This is a genomic window from Kitasatospora humi (genome assembly GCF_020907985.1).
Classification (GTDB): domain Bacteria; phylum Actinomycetota; class Actinomycetes; order Streptomycetales; family Streptomycetaceae; genus Kitasatospora; species Kitasatospora humi.
On record NZ_JAJJPA010000003.1, the window covers coordinates 191,804 to 211,999 of the forward strand.

The window sequence follows — 20,196 nt, forward strand, 5'->3', positions numbered from 1 at the left end:
CCCGAGTCGCGGGACCGGCGGGCCGCCCGTCCCAGGCGCCACCCTAGAAAATACCTGACAGCACGTCAGCCGTGACAGGGCGGCCAGGTCACCGCGGGTGGCCACGCCGGCAGTAATGTTGTGCTCTGCAACCAGCACCCACTGGTAACCGTAGCCCTTGTCCTGTAGGAGACGTCGTTGTCCGGCCGAGACGCCTCGATCGAGACCATCCAGCGCGAGCTGACCGCCTTCGCCCGGCGGGCCCGGCACAAGGCCTCGCAGCTGCACCCCGAGCTGTCCCTGGTGAGCTACAGCATGCTCGACCTGATGAACGAGCGCGGCGGCTGCCGGGCAGCCGACCTGGCGGCCCACTTCATGCTCGACAAGTCCACGGTCAGCCGGCAGGTCGGCGCCCTGGAGAAACTCGGGGTGATCGTCCGGGAGGTGGATCCCGACGACCACCGCGGTCAGATCCTGCGACCCAGCGAGGCGGGTCTGAAGTTGCTCAACGAGGCCTACCAGATGCGCCGGCAGTCGTTCCTGGAGCGGTTCACCGACTGGGACGACGAGGACCTGGCCGGCTTCGCGCGCTACCTGGTCCGCTACGGCGAAGCCGACTGACGTCCGCCCGGGCCCGCTCGGCACGTCCCCGCCGAGGTCGTCCCGACGGCGCCCGAGGCCGTCGCGACGAGGCCCGAGGCGGTTCGACGAGCCCCGAGGCCGTCGCGATGAGCCCTGAGGCCGTCGCGATGCGGCCCGAGGCCGTTCCGCCGCGAGGCCCGAGGCCGTTCATCCGAGGCCCGAGGCTGTCCGATGGAGCCCGGGGCCGTCCCGGGAAACGCCGAAGCCGGTCGGCCCGACGCGGAGTCGGGCCGACCGGCCGAGGGCTGAGAGGGAGTCAGCGGTACAGCGCCACCGGTCGGTCGGACAGGTCCGACCGGTGAGTCAGGGGCACCAGCCTCTTAGTAGGCGTGGTGGACCTGCCAGAACGCCCAGGCGGCGTTCGGGCTGCCGTAGGTCTGGTTCATGTACTGCAGGGCCCAGCGCAGCTGAGTGGCCGGGTTGGTCTGCCAGTCGGCACCGGCGGACGCCATCTTGTTGCCGGGCAGGGCCTGCGGCAGGCCGTAGGCGCCGGAGCTCGGGTTGGTGGCGCTCACGTTCCAGCCGCTCTCGTGGCTGATGATCTGGTCGAACGAGGCCAGCTGGTCGGCCGGGACGATCGAGGCGGCCAGCGCCTGCAGCGAGCCCGGGGCGGCGGCGACCGGCGCCGGGGCGGCGGCCTTGGTGGCGGTCTGCGCGACGGCGGCGGTGGTGTGGACGGCCGGCGCGGACTGGTGCTGGACCGGGGCGCTCTGCTGGGCCGGCGCCGGGGCGGCGGCCTGCTGCTGGGCGCCACCCAGGGTCAGGTGCTGGCCCGGGTAGATCACGTTCGGGCCCGAGGGGAGGACCGACTTGTTCAGCTCGTACAGCTTCTGCCAGCCACCCTGCACGTTGTGGGCGTTGGCGATCTTGAACAGGGTGTCGCCGGCGACGACGGTGTAGCTCGCGGGGGCGGCCGGGGTCGCGGCGTGGACCGGGGCGGCCTGGACGGCGTGGTGGCCGTAGGTGGAGCCCTGGTGCTGCGGGGTGGCCGCGTTGGCGCCACCGGCGGCGATCAGCGGGAGACCCGCACCCACACCGGCCAGGACGGCGACGGAGACGGCGCGCTTGAGGGCGGAGCGGCTGGGCAGGCTGGGACGACCGTTGGTCGAAAGCATGAAGTGTTCCTCTCCCACGCCTGCGAGGTGAGCTGTCGGGTTCGGGCTGGAGTTGCCCGGCCGCGCTAGGCACGGCTTCACCCCAAGCCCCGCCCGGAGAAGTTCCAGGTGGGGCGGTCTTACCTGTGGTTCCCCCGCCCTTGCCGTGGTGCTTGGGTGCACGTGCTCGCTCGGTCCGGCGGCAAGGCTCGGCGTTCCGGAGAGCGAGGTTCGTGTGAGGACGAACGAGAAGAACCGTAAACAAACCAATGGCCGTATCACAAGCTGATGTGAGCTGTCTCATGTTTCGGCCGCAGCAGCCACGGGGGTGGACAGGGGCCTGCTGACAGCAGGTCAGCCGGCGTGCCAGCCGGTCGGGTCCACACCTCCGGCAATCGCCTCCGCCGGGTCGTACGGCTGCCTCGTCAGGATGAGTCCGCCCAGGTCAAGGTGGGTGACCGAGCCGTCGGCGGCATGGCCGACCCGCAGTGGCTCACCCGCGTAGTAGCCGCTCAGGCAGGTCCAGCTGCCGTCGGCCTCGGGGCGCAGCCGAGTCGGTGTCGAGCCGGTGGTCAGCTCCCGCAGCTCCAGCTCGCCGCCGGCCCGCAGGTGCACGGCGAGCGAGGTCGTCCCCCAGTACCAGGGGCCGGTCAGCGCCAGCAGTCGCGGATCGGCGTCGGTGAACGGGCGCCACGGCGTGGGGAACCGCGGCTCGTGCTCGGCCACGATGCGCACCAGATCGGCGGCGATGGTCCCGGCGGACGTGCCGGACGTCACATTGGCCAGCGCGACGCCCGCCAGATCCTCGCTCTCGCTCGCCCACAGCCCGGCCACGAAGCCCGGGATCGACCCGCCGTGGCCCGCCAGCAGCCGGCCGCCGTGCCGCTTCAGTTGCAGGCCCAGGCCGTAGCAGAGCGTCCAGTCGCCCTCCGGCGCGCTGGCCGGCCGACGCATCTCGGCCAGCGTCTCGGCGCTCAACACCTTGTCGTCCCCGCCGACCAGGAATGCCGCCCACCGACACAAGTCGGCTGCCGTGGACCAGAGTTGGCCAGCCGGGGCCATCTCCCCGGTGTCGGTGAGCGGCTCCGGCAGCATCACGTCGGCCCACGGGTGCACCGCGAACCCGCCCGCGTGCGGCGCCTGCGGCAGCAGCGTGGTGCGGATCAGGCCCAGCGGCTCCAGCACCTCGTGGCGCAGCACTTCCCCCCACGGCTCGCCGCGCAGCCGCGCGACGAGGGCGCCCAGCAGCGCGTAACCCGGATTGGAGTAGCGGAAGCGCTCCCCGGCCGGGAACCGGAACGGCTGCTCCTCCAGCAGATCGGCCGGCTCCGGGCGGAGCGGGACCGGGGTGCGCTCCCACCACGGGCCGGGCGGCTCCGCGGCCAGTCCCGCGGTGTGCGAGAGCAGCTCGCGGATGGTCGCGTGCCCGGCGGCGGTGCCGGGCAGGTGCTGCTCCAGCGGATCGGCCAGATCGAGCAGGCCCTCGTCGCGCAGCCGCAGCACGAGCACCGCGGTGAAGGTCTTGGTGATCGAGCCGATCCGGAACTGCACGTTGGCGTCGGGGGCATGGCCCTCGATCATGCTGCGCGCACCGGACCAGGCCATCCGCCCGCCCCGCATCACGGCCCCGACCAGCGAGGGCGTCCGGCCCTCCGCCTGGCCGACCGCGATCCGGTGGAGCAGGGCCCGGCGGGTCTGCGGAAGCAGTTCGAGCGGGAGCAACTCGTCGGGGAGGACCGACATCTGACCTCGCATTCGCAGCTGTGAGGGTGGCCGACGAACGACCATACCCGGCCTGACCCGCGCCGGCCCGGAAATCGGCAGCCGACCGGACCGGGCACGGCCGATCCGTCCGGCCCCGGCGGGAACCCGCGGGCTTCCTGGGAACGCTCCTCTATAAGCTCTGCGGCATGAGACGTCGGACCCTGCCCGCCCCCGCCCCGCTGCCGCAGCGGCAGGGCGTCGACCCGGTGCGGGTCCGCCTGCCGTTGGACGGCTCCTGGGCCACGGTCGCCGACTACCTGGCGCACCGGCTCCCGGACGGGGTGGGGGCCCGGCTCGCCGAGATGCTCCGGGACGGCGAGGTCGTCACCGCCGACGGCCCGATCGACGCCGCCACCCCTTATCGCCCCGGTGCCAGCGTCTGGTTCCACCGCGACCTGCCCGCCGAGGCGCCGGTCCCGTTCCCCGTGGAGCTGGTGCACCGGGACGAGCACCTGGTGGTGATCGACAAGCCGCACTTCCTGGCGACCACGCCGCGCGGCAGTCATGTGGTGGAGACGGCGCTCTCCCGGCTGCGCAGCGAGCTGGACCTGCCCCACCTGGTGCCCGCCCACCGGCTGGACCGGCTGACCGCCGGCCTGGTGATGTTCGTCGCCGACCCCTGGGCGCGCGGCGCCTACCAGGGGCTGTTCCGGGACCGCCTGGTGCACAAGGAGTACCAGGCGGTGGCGCCCTACCGGCCCGAGCTGGAGCGGCCGCGCACCGTGCGCAGCCGGATGGTCAAGGAGCGCGGGGTGATCGCGGCCCGGGAGGAGCCCGGGGAGGTGAACGCCGTCAGCCGGGTCGAGCTGCTGGAGCGGCGCGGCGGGCTCGCCCGCTACCGGCTGGAGCCGCTGACCGGGCGTACCCACCAGCTGCGGCTGCACATGAGCTCGCTGGGCGCGCCGATCGTCGGCGACCCGGTCTATCCCGTGGTGCTGCCGCCCGCCGCACCGGACGACTTCAGCCGGCCGCTGCAGCTGCTGGCGACCACTTTGGAGTTCACCGATCCGATCACCGGGCGCGAGGTGCGGCTGCGGTCGCGCCGGACCCTGGCGGCCTGGGCCGACCAAGGCGTCTGCCAAGACGTCGACGAAGGCACGGACAAGGGTGCCGGCCGGGGCGCCGACCGGAACGCCGACCGGAACGCCGACCAAGACCTCGTGGAGCCCCGATGACCGGGACGCCGGACCGCCGGCTCGCCGAACTGCGCGAGCTGCTCTTCGCCCGCCCCGCGATGGCCCGCGAGCTGCCGGGCTTCGACCCCGAGGCGGCGCCGGCCGGTCCGGTGGAGCTGTTCGTCGACTGGCTGACGGGGGCGCTGCGGGCAGAGGTGCCCGACGCGCAGGTGGCGGTGCTCGGCACCACCGGATTGGACGGCACCCCGGACGGGCGGGTGGTGACGCTGCGCGAAGTGGACCCCGAGGCGGGTGTCTGGTCGTTCCACGCGGGCGCCAGCAGCCCCAAGGGGCGCCAGCTGGCGGCGGACCCCCGTGCGTCGCTCACCTGGTACTGGCCGGCGCAGGGCCGGCAGGTGCGGCTTCGCGGACCGGTGGTGACCACGCCGGCCGAGCGGATGGCCGAGGTGTTCCGGCGGCTGAGCCGGAAGAGTCGGGTGGCGGCACTGGTCGGGCGGCAGAGCGAGCCGCTGGCCGACTCGGACGAGTTCCGCGCGGCCTGGCAGGAGGCGGACCGGCGGTTGGCCGAGGCGCCGGACCTGGTGGACCCGGGGTATGCCGAGTACGGGGTGCGGGCCGAGCAGGTGGAGTTCTGGCAGGGCGCTGCCGAACGGCACCACGTCAGGCTGGTCTACCGCCGGGTCGGTGACGCCTGGACGCGCGAGCTCGTGTGGCCGTGAAGCGGTGGTGACCAGGGCCGTGGAGCGGGGGTGACCCAGGGCCGTGGAGCGGGGGTGACCAGGGCCGTGGAGCGGTGGTGGGCCCGGCCCGCGCGTGTGGTCCGGGCCACGGGAGGCCCGGATTCTCACCGAGCGCGGCGCGGGGATGACGCTCAGCCGACAATCGGACGCCATTTTCCGGTGGGCTGCATCACATCGGAGCTCGGAAAGCCTTGGCGCTTTGCCGAGTTTTCGGTGGTTTTGGTCCGATTTATCCCTGGAGTTTCCGCGGGTAATGGGCTCTGACCTGCGGGGATCCAAAATGGTTGAAACCGGACATCCGGTTGCCTAACTTCGATCTCAGCGCAGCGAGCGCTACCCGGGATCACCCGAACGCCCCACCGCGATTCACGTGGTGCGGAGCGGGTGCGCCGGGACGGATGCGGGACGTCGGACACGTCACCCTCCGTCCAACCGGCGCGGCCGGGAACCACGTCAGACACCTGGCCTTGGTTCCGTGCGGCCCCTGGGACCTTGTCGAGAGGGACAACATTGACTTTCCGTAACGAGAACGCCGCCACCACCACCGCCGCCACCGAGACCCCGAAGAAGCGCAACCGGGTCCGGATGGCCCTCATGGGTGGCGTGATCGCCGCCCTTCCGGTGGCGGGCCTCGTCACGGCCACCACGGCCTCCGCCGCGCCCACCTCCACCTGGGACGCGGTCGCCCAGTGCGAGAGCACCGGCAACTGGAGCATCAACAGCGGCAACGGGTTCTCCGGCGGTCTGCAGTTCACCCCGTCGACCTGGGCCGCGTACGGCGGCACCCAGTACGCGCCGGCCGCCTACCAGGCGACCAAGGCGCAGCAGATCGCGGTCGCCGAGAAGGTCCTGGCGGACCAGGGTCCGGGCGCCTGGCCGATCTGCTCCGTCAAGGCGGGCCTGACCGCCGGTGGCGCCCCCGCCCAGGTGGACACCTCCACCCCGGCCACCGCCACCACCAACAACACCACCAGCACTCCCGCGAAGAGCGCCCCGGCCGCCCCGGCCAAGCAGAGCGCCCCGGCCAAGCAGAGCGCCCCGGTGAAGCAGGCTGCCGCCCCGGCCCCGCACCAGCCCGCCAAGCAGGCTGCCGCCCCGGCTCCGCAGCAGCCCGCCAAGCCGGCTGCCGCCCCGGCTCCGCAGCAGCCCGCCAAGCCGGCTGCCGCCCCGGCCCCGCAGCAGCCCGCCAAGCCGGCCGCCCCCGCCGCGCCGAAGTCCGACGCGGGCCAGGGCCACCGCGACCACCGCGTCGCCAAGGCCAACGGCGGCAGCTACACCGTCAAGAGCGGTGACACCCTGAGCGCCATCGCCGCCGCCCACGGCGTCAGCGTCCAGTCGCTGTACAACGAGAACGCCAAGGTCATCGGTGGCGACATGAACCTGATCATGCCCGGCCAGGTGCTGAGCATCTGACCAGAGGTCAACTGACCCCGCGGCCAACGCCGTCCGCGGCGCACGCCCCGCGCCCCGACCCGCTCCGGCGGGCCGGGGCGCGGGGCTGTTCCACGGGCGGCGCGGCCTATGCTGCTCCCAGCCGAGTCCCCACCGAGGAGTAGCCGTGGTCAACCCGCTCACGCACGGTTCCGTCGAGGTCAACGGAATACGTCTGCACGTCGCCGAGCAGGGGGAGGGGCCGCTGGTCCTGCTGCTGCACGGCTTCCCCGAGAGCTGGTACTCCTGGCGGCACCAGTTCGAGCCCCTCGCCGCGGCCGGCTACCGGGTGGTGGCCCCCGACCAGCGCGGCTACGCACGCAGCGACCGCCCCGCCGATGTGGCGTCGTACACGCTGCTCCACCTGGTCGGCGACGTGGTGGCGCTGATCAAGGCGCTGGGCGAGGAGTCGGCCGTGGTGGTCGGGCACGACTGGGGTGCGCCGGTCGCCTGGCTCACCGCCGCACTCCGCCCCGACCTGGTGCGCGGCGTCGCGGGCCTCAGCGTGCCGCCGTCGCTGCCGGGCGGGCTGGCTCCCACCGCCGTCAGCCGTCACCTCTACGGCGACCGCTTCTACCAGCTGTACTTCCAGGCCGAGGGGGTGGCCGACCGCGAGTTGGCCGCCGACCCCGCCGCCACCTTCCGCCGGGTGCTGGTCGGCGGCAGCGGCGACAGCGGGCGCGAGCCCCGGCCCTGGGTGGTGCCCGAGGGGGAGGGGCTGGCCGGATTGCTCGGGGACGTCGCCGGACTGCCCGGCTGGCTGACCGAGCAGGACATCCAGGCCTTCGTCGATGACTACGCCCGGCACGGCGAGCACGCCTTCACCGGCCCGCTCAACTGGTACCGCAACATCGACCGCAACTGGGAGCTGCTCGCCGCCTTCCAGGGGCTGGGCATCAGCGTCCCGGCGCTCTACCTGGTCGGCGACCGCGACATGGTGACCGCCCTGCGCGGCGTGGCCGAGCTGCGCGAGCAACTGCCCGTCACCGCACCCGGGTTGTACCGCAGCATCACCCTGCCCGGCTGTGGTCACTGGACCCAGCAGGAGCGCCCGGCCGAGGTCAACGAGGCGCTGCTGGAGTTCCTCGGCCACGTGGAGGAGCAGCCCGCGTAGTGGCGGGTGGCGCCACGGGAATACAGTCGTCGACGTCAGTCTTAGACGAGTCGTCTCTCACCGATACGCCGGAACGAGGATCATGAGCACCACGCACTACGACGTCGTTGTCCTGGGGGCGGGCCCGGGTGGTTACACCGCGGCCGTCCGCTCGGCCCAGCTGGGGCTGAAGACCGCGGTCATCGAGGAGAAGTACTGGGGCGGGGTCTGCCTGAACGTCGGTTGTATCCCCTCCAAGGCGCTGCTCCGCAACGCCGAGCTGGCCTCGATCTTCACCCGTGAGGCGAACACCTACGGGATCAAGGTCGAGGGCCAGGTGACCTTCGACTACAACGAGGCGTTCAAGCGCAGCCGCAAGGTGGCGGACGGCCGGGTCGCCGGCATCCACTACCTGATGAAGAAGAACAAGATCGACGAGTACGACGGCCGCGGCACCTTCGTCGACGACCACACCCTGCAGGTGGCGCTGACCGCCGGCGGCTTCGCGACCGTCACCTTCGACCACTGCATCATCGCGGCCGGGGCCACCACCCGCCTGCTGCCCGGCACCAAGCTGAGCGACCGGGTCGTGACCTACGAGGAGCAGATCCTCAGCGACGACCTGCCCGAGTCGATCATCATCGCCGGTGCCGGTGCGATCGGTGTCGAGTTCGCCTACGTGTTGAACTCCTACGGCGTCAAGGTGACAATCGTCGAGTTCCTCGACCGGGTGGTCCCGCTGGAGGACGCGGACGTCTCCAGCGAGCTGGCCAAGCAGTACAAGAAGCTGGGCATCGAGCTCCTCACCTCGACCCGGGTCGACGCGATCGACGACAGCGACCCGAACAGCAAGGTGAAGGTCACCGTCACCAAGGACGGCCAGCAGCGGGTGCTGGAGGCCGACAAGGTGCTGCAGGCGATCGGCTTCGCCCCGCGGGTGGACGGCTACGGCCTGGAGGCCACCGGCGTCGCGCTGACCGAGCGCCGGGCCATCGCCGTGGACGGTCGCGGCCGCACCAACGTGCCGCACATCTTCGCGATCGGTGATGTGACCGCCAAGCTGATGCTGGCGCACGCCGCCGAGTCCATGGGCGTCATCGCCGCCGAGACCATCGCCGGCGCCGAGACCATGGAGATCGACTTCGTGATGGTGCCGCGCGCCACCTACTGCCAGCCGCAGGTGGCCAGCTTCGGCTACACCGAGGCGCAGGCCCGTGAGAAGGGCTTCGACGTCAAGGTCGCCAAGTTCCCGTTCACCGCGAACGGCAAGGCGCACGGCCTCGGCCACCCGATCGGCTTCGTCAAGGTGATCAGCGACAACACCCACGGCGAGCTGCTCGGCGCCCACCTGATCGGCCCCGAGGTCACCGAGCTGCTGCCCGAGCTGACCCTGGCCCAGCAGTGGGACCTGACGGTGCACGAGGTGGCCCGCAACGTGCACGCCCACCCGACCCTGGGCGAGGCGGTCAAGGAGGCCATCCACGGCCTGTCCGGGCACATGATCAACTTCTGAGCCCGTTCGACCGGTCCGGCCCGCACCCCGCTCGGGGTGCGGGCCGGACCCGTGCCGTAGCGGTGCGGCGCGTTGGTGGCCGGGCCGGCGGAGCGCGCCGAACGCGGATGCGGGGCGGGCCCGTCAATACGGACCCGCCCCGAACCGGAGTGCCGGTGAACCGCCGGATCAGCCGATGGCGTGCGACAGCAGCCCGCCGTCGCCGGTGGTCTGGGTGGTCTGGCCCACGTTGCAGATCTGCTGGGCCTGCTGGTTGGCGATGGGCACCTCGACGTTGACGGCGAGCGCCCCGACCTGGACGTGGTCGATCCGGGGCAGGCACAGGTTCAGGTTGTCGGCAGTGTGGAAGTTCGGGCTGAAGTCGCCGACGGTGTCGGTGTGGTTGGTGCCGCCGTTGCCTTGGATGGAGGCCGCCGAGCCGTCGTGGTCGGCAATGGCGTTCGCGGGGCCGGCCATCGCGGCGACTGCCGCCGCGGCGAGACCAGCGCTCGCCAGGACCTTCTTGAGCATGAATCGTTCCTTTCACAGGGCCGGCGAACCGGGCTGCCACTGGCCGGCCGCCGGCTTTGCATACCGACGCCCGGTGCAACGCGGCGCCCTGCGGGAGGACACTGGGCCGGCGCGGATGTCACCCGTCCGATGGTTTCGTCGTCACACGGTCAACCAGTCGTTGACGCCCGCCCGGCCGGGGACGTTCGCCCGGCCTGGGCTGCTCGCCCGGCCGGGGACCCTCGCCCGGCCTGGGCTGCTCGCCCGGCTGCCGGGCACTCACCCGGCCGGTGGGCACCCATTCGGCCGGTGGGCATTCATTCGGTCGCCGGAGGCCGCTGCTCCGCGCCGCCCGGCCGCTCGGCCAGCCAGTGCCGGTGGCCGATGCTGATCAGGTGCAGCTGGTCACGGGCCAGGGCGGCGATGCGGCGCTCGGCGGCCCTGGAGCCGGCCGGTGCCTCCATGAAGGCGGCCGCGGTGGACACCATGTGCTCCACGTAGAGGCCGGCCAGCATCCGCAGCTCCGCCTCGTTCCAGCCGGCGCTCTGCGGCAGGGCGCCGAGCGCGAGCGCGGTCTCCTCGGTGAAGACGGACAGCTCGGCGGCGATCGCCTCGCGCACCCGGCGCACCCCGCCGTGCCGCTCCCGGGCCAGGAACCGGATGTGCGGGCGGTACTCGCGGACATGACGGGCGATCACCGCGATCGTGCGATCGATCAGCTCGATCGGCTCGCCCTGCTCGGCGAGGACCCGGCGGACCAGCAGGTGCAGGTTCTCCAGCGCCTCGGTGACCAGGGTCACGCCCAGCTCGTCGAGGTCGCGGAAGTGCCGGTAGAAGCCGGCGGGGGAGAGGCCGGCCTCCCGGGTCACCTCGCGGACGCCGAGGCCGCTGAGGTTCTGGTGGTCCAACAGGCGCAGGGCGGCGTCCAGCAGCGCGCGGCGGCTCTGCTCCTTCTGGGCCTGGCGGGTTCCGGTCGGCGGGGTGGCGGCCGAGGTCGGTGCGGGGGTGTGACTCACATCATTCAGTAAACAACTGTTTGCCGACTTCCGCCATCCGTGCGGAGGCGTAGAGTGGGAGATGTCGGCGAACACTTGTTAGCTGAGTTGGCCGCCGACCGGTGACCGGCCGTCCCGGTCCGCCTCTGTCGAAGGGTCGATCATGTTCTTCGCCGCACTGCTCGCGCTGGGTCTGGTGGTCGGTGCCGCGGCGCACACCTCGCTGCTGGGGTTCGTCTTCGCGGCGAGCGCCATCAGTTTCTGGCTGCTCGCCTTCGCGGCCCGCGAGGGCCTGGGCAAGCTGCGCCGGCACTGACCGGGCACTGGGGCCGGCAAGGAACGAACGCCGGCGCCCCACCGAGATCAGCAGGGAAGCACTGACGCTCCACCGAGGTCAGCAAGGAACCCGGGAGGAAACCATGGAGACCCCCACAGCCACCGCGCCCGTCACCCCCGCCACGCCGACCGCCGCCACGCCCTCGGTCGCCGAGCGGGTGCGGCGGCGGGAGGCCGACGGGATGGCCGTCGCCTCGTTCGTCCTGGGTCTGATCGGACTGCTGCTCTTCAACCTCGTCCTGGGGCCGATCGCCCTGGTCCTCGGCGGCCTCGCGCTGACCCGCGGCACGGCGCGCCGGGGCCGGGCACTGCTCGGGCTCACTCTGGGCGCGGCCGACCTGGTGGTGCTCGCGGTGGCGCTCGTCGCCGGTCACGGGGTGCTCTGGCAGTTCGGCTGATCAGGTGCCGGGTCCCAAGTGACCTGGGGCTGCGCGCTCTTGGCGGGCGGGGACCGGATGGCTGGTCCCCGCCCGCCAAGTCGCTTCAGAGCGGCCGCAGTTCCGGCCGCTTTGCCTGCACGTGGTCGCCTGATGACTCGCCGCGCAGCCGGCGGCCCACCCACGGCAGCAGGTGCTCGCGGGCCCACAGCAAGTTCTCCCGGCGCAACTCGGCGGCGGTGTGCGGAGGTTCGAGCGGCCAGGGCTCAGCCGGGTCCATCTCGGTCGCCAGGCCCAGTGCCCGCGCGGCTAGCAGGGCCACCCGCTGGTGTCCCTCGGGAGACAGGTGCAGCCGGTCCTCGCTCCAGGCCCGGCGGTCCTGGATGGTCTTCAGCGACCAAAGGTCGGCCACCGCACAGTCGTTGCGGTCGGCGATCGCGCGCAGGTGCACGTTGTAGGTGGCGATCTTGCCGCGCAGGTGCTTCAGCAGCGGCACGCCGCGGGTGTCGAAGCCGGTGCAGATCAGCACCTTGCCCGTCGACTCCCGCAGCTCGCGGACCGCCGCCTCGAACCGCTCGGCAACCACGTCCGGGTCGCTGCCCGGCCGCAGGATGTCGTTGCCGCCCGCGCAGAAGGTGACCAGATCAGGCTCGAGTTGTCGGATCCGCGGGATCTGCTCGACGACGATCTGGTCGAGCAGCCGCCCGCGCACGGCGAGGTTGGCGTAGTGGAACTCACCGGCCGGTCGGCGTTCGGCCAGCATTCCGGCGAGCCGGTCGGCCCAGCCGGCGAAACCGCCGTCCGGTGCGGGGTCGTTCAGACCCTCGGTGAAGCTGTCCCCGAGGGCTGCGTAGGAGCTGAGGGCAAGGGTCTCCAGTTGGTCAGCCATGCGGTGAATAGTTCACTATCTCAAGTGACCTACGCCACCGTAGGTGTGGGGTGGCAGAGCGTGATGCTGGTTACGCGGGCGGCGGGAATACAGCCGTGGCGAACGAGGGGCCGTCCGCTGCGGCGCGACGCCACGGTCCGCGCCGGTCTGCTGAAGGCCTTTCGGGCGCCACGAGGACGGTGTGATGTTTCCCACGGTGCCTTCTCCAGGGCTCGGCGGTCGGCGGGGGTGGCCGGCGGTGACGCTCTCCGCTGGGCCCGGCACGCCGCGTTGACCAGGGCGGACCGTGGTCGGCATCCGGTCGGTCCCGAGGGTGCGGTGAAGCCCGCCGGTGGCGTGAAGGTGGCCGGTTCCCGATCGGGTGGCGGAGCCGCGGTAAACCCGCGCCCGGCCGCCATCCGTTCGTCATGGGACGGTCGGCCGGTGGCCGGCCACTGGACGAGAGGACGGATGATGGCGGGAGTACTGGCCGGGTTGGTCGGGGACGGGGCGGCCTTCGCCAAGGCGCTGGCGCAGCGGCAGCCGGAAGTGTTCCGCCCCGCCGACCGGCTGTCCGGGCTGCCCACGCCCGGCGATCTGGACGAGGCGCTGCGGGGCGGCCTGCTGCGGGTGCCGTACGTCGAGATGGTCCGGGACGGCGAGGTGGTGCCGGCCGCGCAGTTCTGCACCACCCGCGTCGTGGCCGGACGCCGGGAGGACGGCTTCGCCGACCCCGAGCGGATCGCCGCCCTGCTGGCCGACGGCGCCACGCTGCTGCTCCCGCAGCTGGACCAGTGGCACCCGTCGGTGTGCGCGCTGGCCGCCGAGCTCGCGGCCGAACTGGGCCGTCGCACCGAGGCGTTCTGCTTCGCGACCGGCGCCGGCCGGCGCGGACTCGATGTCCACCGGGACGACGCCGACGTGCTGGTCGTCCAACTCGCCGGGGAGAAGGAGTGGATCGTCCACGAGGCCCCGGCCGATGGCCGTTGGCGTCCCGGCCTCGCACCCGAACCCGGTGCGGTGGCGCTGAGGTCGGTGCTCAAGGCGGGCGAGGTGCTGTACGTGCCGCGGGGCGCCCCGCATGCGGCGACGGGGAGCCAGGACTTGTCGGTCCACCTCTCGTTCACCATCCGGGAGGCGGGCACGGGACGGCTGCGCGGCGCCCTCGGCGACTGGCTGGCCGGCGGCGACTGGGCGGCCGGTCTGCCGGAACGCCCGGCCGGCGAGGCGGAGTTGCTGGCCACGGCCGCCGAGGTGCTGCGGCTCGGCCGCGCCCGGCTGGACCAACTGACGCCCGAGGAACTGCTGCGCCTGGCCCGCGGGCCGCTGCCCGCTCTTGCGGTGGGCAGCAGGGCCGGAGTGCTGGGGGACTGAGCCGGCGCACGCGAAAGGGCGCGGCTGCCCGGGCCGTTGGACGACCTGGGCAACCGCGCCCCGTGCTGCGCTACCTGACTCCGGTTGGGTCAGATGCAGAGCGGGCGGTGGCACGACCCGTCACAGGAGAGGCTGATCACGGCCTCCTCCTGCTCGCCGAGCTCGGTCGAGACCAGGTCCTGCACATCGAGGTCGAACAGCTCCTGCATGTTGTCGGCCATGGGGGCCTCCCTTCGTCGGTACCGCGACTGGCCGCGGCGGACTGCAGCGGACGTTAGGCAGCAGGTGAACGCCCGGACAATGGCTCTGCACATCCGGATGGACGAATCAAGCCAATCATCGACGCCTGTTGGCGGCTTTCGACCGATGGTGGACAGCTGTCGACCGCCGGGATACACACAGACCGACATGCCGTCCCCGGGCCGGGTGACGGCACCCAGGAACGACGCATCAGGCACGAGGAGCACCGTGGGCACATCGCACAGGGCGCGGCAAGGCACGCTCTTCACCGCGACCGGCCCGGTCCTGCTGCGGGCCCCGGCGCTGCCGCGCTCGCACCGCCGAACGGTCCCGGCCGGGGCCGCGGACCCGCAGGGGGACAGCGCGGCCGGGCTACTGGCACACCTCGCCGAGGCCGCCGCGGACCCGGTCCTGCGGGAGGCGATCGAGGTCTCCAGCCCCTCCCTGGCTGACGTGCTCGACCAGGTCGCCGCCGGCGCCGCTCCTCGCGCCGCCGCCCTGCGCCGCGCGGCCGAGGCGGTCAGCCGCTACCGGCTGCGGATGGCCACCAGGCCCACTCCGTTCGGGCTGCTGGCCGCCGTTGCGACGGCACGCTTCGACACGGCGGCCAAGGTCCGCTGGAGCGGGGCCTACCGTCGGGCCCTGCGCCCGGACCTCGGCTGGCTGCTGCCACTGCTGGACCGGTTGCGGACCGACCCGACGGTGCTGCCCCGGCTGCGCCTGGTGCTGGACCAGCAGGCCGTGCTGCGCGGCGACCGGCTCGTCCTGCCGTACCTGCCCGAGCACGGACCCGCAGCCGGTGCGGGACAGCCGATCGCCGAGCGAACCGTGCGGGCCACCGCTGTGGTCCGGGCCGCCATGCGGGCCGCCACCGTGCCGATCCCGCACGGCGAGTTGCTCGCCGCACTGGCAGCCGAGTTCCCGTCGGCTCCCGCCGAGGCGATCGCGGCCCTGGTCCGCACCCTGGTCCACCAGGGCTTCCTGCACACCGATCTGACACCTGGTCAGAGCTGCCGGGACCTACTGGGCCATGTGCTGGAGCGGCTGCCGGAAGACCACTCGATCCGCTCCGAACTGGCGGACATCCGCGACCGGTTGGCGCACGCGGCGGCAGTGGGGCGCGGACAGGGCGGTGAGCTGATCCGTGCGGCGCGGGCGCGGATGATCCGGCTCGCCCCGGCCGACCGACCGATCCACGCCCACCTCGCGCTGGATGCCGAGGTCACGCTGCCCGAGCAGGTCCGCACCGAGATGGAGCAGGCCGCCACCGTCCTCTGGCGCCTCTCCCCGCCCACCACCGCACCCGAGCACCTGCGCACCTACCACACCGAGTTCGTCGAACGGTACGGGCTGGACAGTCCCGTGCCACTGGCCGAACTGCTCGACACCGACACCGGTTTGGGGCCGCCTGCCGGCTACCGGCGCCCGGTCGGCGGCCGGGGTGCGGCCAACCCGCAGCCCGCCCGCGCCCGCACCGAGGCCGACAAGGCGCGAGACCGGCTCCTGGCCGAACTGGCGGCCGGCGCCCTCGCCGACCGGGGAGCGGATGGCCTGCTGCCCGAAGTGCTGCTGGACGACGAGCTGTTGGACCGGCTGACGGCCGGCGACCCGGTGGACGGAGCCGCCCTGACTCCGCCCGCCGAGCTGGAGCTGTACGCCGAACTGGCAGCGGACTCCGTCGAGGCGCTGGACGCCGGGGAGTTCCGCCTGGTGCTCTCCCCGACCGCCGGCAGTGACCGGGCCGGCGCGACCTTCGGCCGCTTCGCCGGCCTGCTCGCCGACCAGGCCGGACCCGACCAGGCCGGACCCAACCAGGCCGGACCCGGCGTGGACGTACGCGGCGGGGACGGATGCGATGCGGGCGGAGCGCTGCTGGCACGGGCTGCGGGAGACGGAGACGGAGACGGTGAGGTGGTTGAAGCGCACCTGGAGTTCACCCCCTACCGGCCACGCCACGCCAACATCGCGCTGACCCCGCGCTGGCTCGACCACCGGGTGGTGGTCAGCGCCTTCCCCGACGCGGGCGGCCCGGCCGTGCTGCCACTGGACGACCTGGTCGTGGTGGCCCACCTCGAACGGCTCGCCGTCCACTCCCGCAGCCTGGGCCGGGAGGTCCGGGCCACCGCCCGCCATGCGCTCAACCTGCGTACGGGCGCGCCCAACGTGGCCCGGTTCCTGCAGGAGGTGCAGCTCACCGGGCAGCGTCTCTGGCAGGCCTGGGACTGGGGCGCGGCCGGCAGCGCTCCCGCGCTGCCCCGGGTCCGTCGCGGCAGAGTGGTGCTGTCACCGGCCAGTTGGCGGTTGACCACGCCCGTTCCGGCGGCATCGGCGCCCTTCGAGCAGTGGGCCGAGGGGCTGGCCCGCTGGCGCCGGCGGTGGGGCGTGCCCGCTGCCGTCCGCCTGGTGAGCGGCGACCAGCGGATCAGTCTGGACCTCGAACTCCCATGGCACCAAAGGCTGCTGCACAGTCAAGCACGGTCCGACGGACCCACCGTGCTGCAGGAGGAACTGGCCCCCGTCGGTGACGGCGGCTGGCTGTGCGGGCCGGACGGCGCACACACCGTGGAGCTGGTCGTCCCGCTGCGCCGCCGGGCCACCCCGCGAACCACCCCCCGGCCGCGCCGCGCACTCCCCGCTCGGCATCCACGCAGCATCGAACTTCCAGGTGGCCCATGGCTGTTCGCGCGCCTGGCAGCCGCCGAGACGCGCCACGAGGAGATCCTGGTCGAGCAACTTCCCAGGCTGCTCGATGCATTGCCGGATGAAGTGGACCGCTGGTTCTTCATCCGCTACCAGGACCCGGCACCGCACCTGCGCTTGCGCTTCCACGGTGCGCCGCCGGCCCTGGCCACGGGCCTGCTGCCCGCCCTGCACGACTGGGCGGTCGAGCTGCGCCGGACGGGCCTCGCGGCCGACCTGCGCCTGGAGAGCTACGCGCCCGAGACCGACCGCTACGGCGGACCGGAGCTCCAGGCGGACGCCGAACGGGTGTTCCATGCCGACAGCCTGGTCGCGCTCGCCGCGCTGCGGCTGGCCCGAGCGCAGCGCGGTCTCTCCCGGGACCTGCTGGCCGCGGTGAACACGGCCGGCATCGCACGGGACTTCCTGCGCGGTGCGGTCGACGGGGCACCGGTCGGTGCCTGGCTGGCGGCGGCCTACCCCAAGTCGGAGCAGCACCACCAGGCGTTCCGTGCGCAGCGCGCGGCAGCCCTGGCGGCGATCGGCCCCGACGGGCCGAGCGTGCCGGTCGGCGGCCTGCTGCCGGCCGATCCCGCACTGGCCGGGGCCTGGCAGCAGCGGGCGGCGGCCCTCGCCGGCTACGCGGCGCGACTGGACCGCTCGTGGGCCGATCCGGTGCTGGCCTCCCTGCTGCACATGAGCCACAACCGGCTGGTCGGCATCGACCGCGAGGCGGAACGCCGGGCCCATGCGCTGGCCAGGGGCGCCGTGGAGGCCCACCGGGCCCGGCGGTCGAGCAGGTGAGCGCCCTGGATGCCATTCGCGGGGTGACCGAACTGCTCAGCGCGCCCGAGGCGTTCGCCACCGGACCGCAGGGCCCCGAGCATTCGCTCGCGGCGGGCCGGGCCGGCGCCGCCGTCGCACTCGCCCTGCTGGCCGATGGCGCGGACGGTGCCGATCTGCGCCGAGCGGCACACGGGCACCTTGCGGCCGCCGTGAAGTCCCCCGGGGCGATGCGCGGTGGGGGACTGTACTCCGGAGTCGCCGCACTGGCCTACGCCGCCCGCACCATGGCACGGCAGCCGGGCGAGTACCGCACCCTGCTCGACGGCCTGGCCCCCCGAGTCCGGGAGGCCGCCGCCGGGCGCGGTGCCGCACTCCGGGAGGAGCTGGCTGCCGGCGCCGGCCTGCGGATGCACACCTTCGACGTCGTCTCCGGCGCGACGGGCCTGGGGCGGCTGCTGCTCGCCCTCGAACCGGACGGCCCTGCGCTGGCTGAACTGATCGGCTCACTGGCCGAGTTGGCCAAACCGAGCAGCGAGAACGGGGCCGAGCGCGGGGGCGGGCTGCCGCGCTGGTGGACCGCAGGCGGCCCCGGACTGCCAGGAGCGGACCCCGCGTACCCCAGGGGCCACCTCAACCTCGGCCTGGCGCACGGCGTTCCGGGGCCGCTCGCCCTGCTGGCGCTGGCCCGTCTGCAGGGCGTTCAGGTGCCCGGGCAGGACACGGCGATCGAGGCGCTGGCCAGTTGGCTGGTCGCCCGGCGAGTTGACGGTCGGTGGCCGATGACCTTGCGGGTCGAGGACGAGGAGGCCGGCCGACTGCCCGCCGATCCGCCCACCCGCGCCGCCTGGTGCTACGGAACCCCTGGGGTCGCCCGGGCGCTGTTCCTGGCCGGTGCCGCCCTGGGCCGCGCCGACTGGCGCGGCACCGCCGTCGCCGCACTGGTGGACACCTTGCGCGACCCCTCCACCTGGCACCTGCAGGGTGTCGGCCTCTGCCACGGCACCGGCGGCCTGCTGCGAATCACCCAGCGGATGGCCGAGGACTCCGGCTCCACCGAACTGGCCGGCCGGCTCCCCGGGCTGGCCGACGCGGTCACCCGTCAGCTCGATGCGGCGCTCGGCGCCGACGAGCCGCCCGGGCTGCTGGAGGGGACGGCCGGGGCGGCGCTCGCTCTGCACGCGCACGCAAACCCGTCGGCGGGCCCGCCGACGTGGGACGCGTTCCTGCTGCTCAACTGAGGCGACTCCGTTGCCGCGAGCGAACGGCACCGGCTGGCGTCCCCCGCAACGTCCGGACAGTGCGCCGGTCCCCGCCGGTCCCCGCCGTCCTCGCCGTCCTCGCCGTCCCCGCCGTCCCCGCCGGAGCACGTCGACCCGGCTTGTCAGCGCGGCGTCGCCCACTCGCCGTCCGAGCGGGTCGACCCGGCGGCGCCGAGGGTGACCAGGGCGGCGAGCGCGGCGGGCACGGCGACGGCGCCCGCCTGATCGCTGTGGAGCACCAACGCCGCTCCGGCGGTCGCGCCGCCGGCCAGGGTCAGGACCGAGAGCAGCTGACGACCACCCTGCTCCCGCAGGCGGCCGGTGCGTCCGGAATCGGTGAAGACGGCGGTGATGGTGCGGGTGAGCACCGTGGTGGTCAGTCCGGGCACGGCGATCACCTGGACCAGCGCGTTCTGGATGCCCATCGCGATGGCCAGCACGGCGGTGGTCAGATAGCGGGAGCTGCCCGTGCTGCCCGGCTCGACGACCGGGTCGACCGCCAGCACCAGGGCAGCGGCAGCCAGCAGCACCGTCTCCACCAGCCCGGCCCGCAGCACCACGCGGCCACGGTGCGGCAGCGGGCCGAGCAGGCGCCCGCCGAGGAACGCGCCGACCGCGAACGCCGCCAGGGCGACCAGCTGGGTGCTGACCGAGAAGCCCGGCGCCCCGGCCAGGGCGAAGCCGAGGAAGACCACATTGCCCGTCATGTTCGCCACGAAGACGTGACCGAGGATCAGGTAACTCGCCGCGTCGATCATTCCGCTGAGTACGGTGAGCCCGAGCAGCAGGGGCGGCAGCGGCCCGTGCGGATCGCCGGGCGCGGGCAGTACGGTCCGCCACGCGCCGTGGAGCATCGCTCGCACCTCACTGCCTCCCCTGGTCCGCGCGGAGTGCTGGTCGGGAGCTTAGGGCCTGGCCCCGCGCCCACCGCGGATCAGCGCGCCCCGGGGCGGATCCGGTCCGGGCGGGTCGACGGCCCGGGTTACGGGTAATCACCCGGACGGGACGGCGGTGCGGCCGCTCGCCGGAACCGTGGTTGCGCGGCGCGGGTGATCGGCCTGGTTCGCCGGTGTGACGGACGGTTGCCGTGCGGCCGTCACCGGCGAGACTTCCTTGAGCCGTTCGCTCACGATCGGAAGAGGTGCCGGGCTTGATGCTCACCGTGCTGCTGTTGACCGGGCCACCGGCCCTCGCTCTGCTGCTCAGCCTCACCGACCCCGGTCGCCACCGCACCGCCGGCCGTCGCCGGGGGCGGCACGCGGCAGTGCGGCGGTCGATCGGCGGCCGACTGGCGCTCCGCGGCGGGCGCTGAGCCGTACCGCGCCGCACCGGTGCCGGTGGTCGGCATCGGACGCTGCCATCCGGTTCGCACCGCGTCGCCGCCGGTAGTGGCGCGGCGGC

At 73.4% G+C, this 20,196-nt stretch carries 19 protein-coding genes and 1 riboswitch; of the genes, 12 read left to right on the forward strand and 7 right to left on the reverse strand.

Features of this window, described 5'->3' with window-relative positions:
• Positions 1 to 177 precede the first annotated feature (177 nt).
• Positions 178 to 600 carry a MarR family winged helix-turn-helix transcriptional regulator gene (locus tag LN042_RS04995; protein ID WP_230048770.1) on the forward strand — a complete coding sequence of 141 codons (423 nt, stop codon included), beginning with the start codon at positions 178 to 180 and terminating at the stop codon, positions 598 to 600.
• Between the two features lie 341 nt (positions 601 to 941).
• On the opposite strand, the gene LN042_RS37150 is transcribed toward LN042_RS04995, so the two are convergent.
• Positions 942 to 1,736 (reverse strand): aggregation-promoting factor C-terminal-like domain-containing protein, encoded by a 795-nt coding sequence (locus tag LN042_RS37150; protein WP_283843556.1) that lies wholly within the window; start codon positions 1,734 to 1,736, stop codon positions 942 to 944.
• A gap of 2 nt (positions 1,737 to 1,738) precedes the next feature.
• Positions 1,739 to 1,862, reverse strand: a riboswitch (cyclic di-AMP (ydaO/yuaA leader).
• A gap of 207 nt (positions 1,863 to 2,069) precedes the next feature.
• Positions 2,070 to 3,458 carry a serine hydrolase domain-containing protein gene (locus LN042_RS05010; protein WP_230048772.1) on the reverse strand — a complete coding sequence of 463 codons (1,389 nt, stop codon included), beginning with the start codon at positions 3,456 to 3,458 and terminating at the stop codon, positions 2,070 to 2,072.
• Positions 3,459 to 3,625: 167 nt separating this feature from the next.
• Here LN042_RS05010 and LN042_RS05015 point away from each other — a divergent pair, with 167 nt between their 5' ends.
• The 5 genes from LN042_RS05015 to lpdA all read left to right on the forward strand — a co-directional run bounded on the left by LN042_RS05015 (position 3,626) and on the right by lpdA (position 9,392).
• Positions 3,626 to 4,654 (forward strand): pseudouridine synthase, encoded by a 1,029-nt coding sequence (locus tag LN042_RS05015; RefSeq protein WP_230048774.1) that lies wholly within the window; start codon positions 3,626 to 3,628, stop codon positions 4,652 to 4,654.
• Entirely contained in the window at positions 4,651 to 5,334 is a 684-nt protein-coding gene (locus LN042_RS05020; RefSeq protein WP_230048776.1) for a pyridoxine/pyridoxamine 5'-phosphate oxidase, read from the forward strand. The genes LN042_RS05015 and LN042_RS05020 overlap by 4 nt, the downstream gene beginning before the upstream one ends.
• Positions 5,335 to 5,865: 531 nt before the next feature.
• A complete protein-coding gene (locus tag LN042_RS37155; protein WP_283843558.1) occupies positions 5,866 to 6,768 on the forward strand; it encodes a LysM peptidoglycan-binding domain-containing protein in 903 nt (300 codons plus the stop codon).
• Positions 6,769 to 6,913: 145 nt separating this feature from the next.
• Positions 6,914 to 7,900, forward strand: a complete 987-nt coding sequence (locus LN042_RS05035) for an alpha/beta fold hydrolase (protein ID WP_230048778.1) — start codon at positions 6,914 to 6,916, stop codon at positions 7,898 to 7,900.
• Between the two features lie 82 nt (positions 7,901 to 7,982).
• Positions 7,983 to 9,392: a dihydrolipoyl dehydrogenase gene (gene lpdA / locus LN042_RS05040; protein WP_230048780.1), complete on the forward strand. Its 1,410-nt coding sequence runs from the start codon at positions 7,983 to 7,985 to the stop codon at positions 9,390 to 9,392.
• Positions 9,393 to 9,560: 168 nt separating this feature from the next.
• On the opposite strand, the gene LN042_RS05045 is transcribed toward lpdA, so the two are convergent.
• Together LN042_RS05045 and LN042_RS05050 are read right to left on the reverse strand one after the other, a co-directional pair.
• Complete coding sequence (locus LN042_RS05045) at positions 9,561 to 9,902, reverse strand: rodlet layer protein (RefSeq protein ID WP_230048782.1); 342 nt, start codon at positions 9,900 to 9,902, stop codon at positions 9,561 to 9,563.
• Between the two features lie 296 nt (positions 9,903 to 10,198).
• Positions 10,199 to 10,897 carry a TetR family transcriptional regulator gene (locus tag LN042_RS05050; RefSeq protein ID WP_230048784.1) on the reverse strand — a complete coding sequence of 233 codons (699 nt, stop codon included), beginning with the start codon at positions 10,895 to 10,897 and terminating at the stop codon, positions 10,199 to 10,201.
• Positions 10,898 to 11,039: 142 nt separating this feature from the next.
• On the opposite strand from LN042_RS05050, the gene LN042_RS05055 reads away from it, so the two are divergent.
• Together LN042_RS05055 and LN042_RS05060 are read left to right on the forward strand one after the other, a co-directional pair.
• On the forward strand, positions 11,040 to 11,192 hold the full coding sequence (locus LN042_RS05055; protein WP_230048785.1) for a hypothetical protein: 153 nt from the start codon (positions 11,040 to 11,042) through the stop codon (positions 11,190 to 11,192).
• A 103-nt stretch (positions 11,193 to 11,295) separates the two neighbouring features.
• Positions 11,296 to 11,610, forward strand: a complete 315-nt coding sequence (locus LN042_RS05060) for a DUF4190 domain-containing protein (RefSeq protein ID WP_230048787.1) — start codon at positions 11,296 to 11,298, stop codon at positions 11,608 to 11,610.
• Positions 11,611 to 11,695: 85 nt separating this feature from the next.
• On the opposite strand, the gene LN042_RS05065 is transcribed toward LN042_RS05060, so the two are convergent.
• Positions 11,696 to 12,478, reverse strand: coding sequence for an SGNH/GDSL hydrolase family protein (locus LN042_RS05065; protein WP_230048789.1), 783 nt, complete (start codon positions 12,476 to 12,478; stop codon positions 11,696 to 11,698).
• A 453-nt stretch (positions 12,479 to 12,931) separates the two neighbouring features.
• Here LN042_RS05065 and LN042_RS05070 point away from each other — a divergent pair, with 453 nt between their 5' ends.
• Positions 12,932 to 13,831, forward strand: coding sequence for a JmjC domain-containing protein (locus tag LN042_RS05070; protein WP_230048791.1), 900 nt, complete (start codon positions 12,932 to 12,934; stop codon positions 13,829 to 13,831).
• 89 nt (positions 13,832 to 13,920) lie between these two features.
• Here LN042_RS05070 and LN042_RS37160 read toward each other — a convergent pair whose 3' ends face one another.
• Complete coding sequence (locus tag LN042_RS37160; RefSeq protein ID WP_283843559.1) at positions 13,921 to 14,052, reverse strand: hypothetical protein; 132 nt, start codon at positions 14,050 to 14,052, stop codon at positions 13,921 to 13,923.
• Between the two features lie 247 nt (positions 14,053 to 14,299).
• On the opposite strand from LN042_RS37160, the gene LN042_RS05075 reads away from it, so the two are divergent.
• Positions 14,300 to 17,554 carry a lantibiotic dehydratase gene (locus LN042_RS05075; protein WP_230048793.1) on the forward strand — a complete coding sequence of 1,085 codons (3,255 nt, stop codon included), beginning with the start codon at positions 14,300 to 14,302 and terminating at the stop codon, positions 17,552 to 17,554.
• Complete coding sequence (locus LN042_RS05080; RefSeq protein WP_230048795.1) at positions 17,551 to 18,774, forward strand: lanthionine synthetase C family protein; 1,224 nt, start codon at positions 17,551 to 17,553, stop codon at positions 18,772 to 18,774. Before LN042_RS05075 ends, LN042_RS05080 begins: the two co-directional genes overlap by 4 nt.
• A gap of 143 nt (positions 18,775 to 18,917) precedes the next feature.
• Here the strand turns inward: LN042_RS05080 and LN042_RS05085 are convergent, their stop codons facing one another.
• Positions 18,918 to 19,649, reverse strand: a complete 732-nt coding sequence (locus LN042_RS05085) for a YoaK family protein (protein ID WP_230048797.1) — start codon at positions 19,647 to 19,649, stop codon at positions 18,918 to 18,920.
• A 299-nt stretch (positions 19,650 to 19,948) separates the two neighbouring features.
• Here LN042_RS05085 and LN042_RS05090 point away from each other — a divergent pair, with 299 nt between their 5' ends.
• Positions 19,949 to 20,107, forward strand: a complete 159-nt coding sequence (locus tag LN042_RS05090; RefSeq protein WP_230048799.1) for a hypothetical protein — start codon at positions 19,949 to 19,951, stop codon at positions 20,105 to 20,107.
• Positions 20,108 to 20,196: the final 89 nt, after the last annotated feature.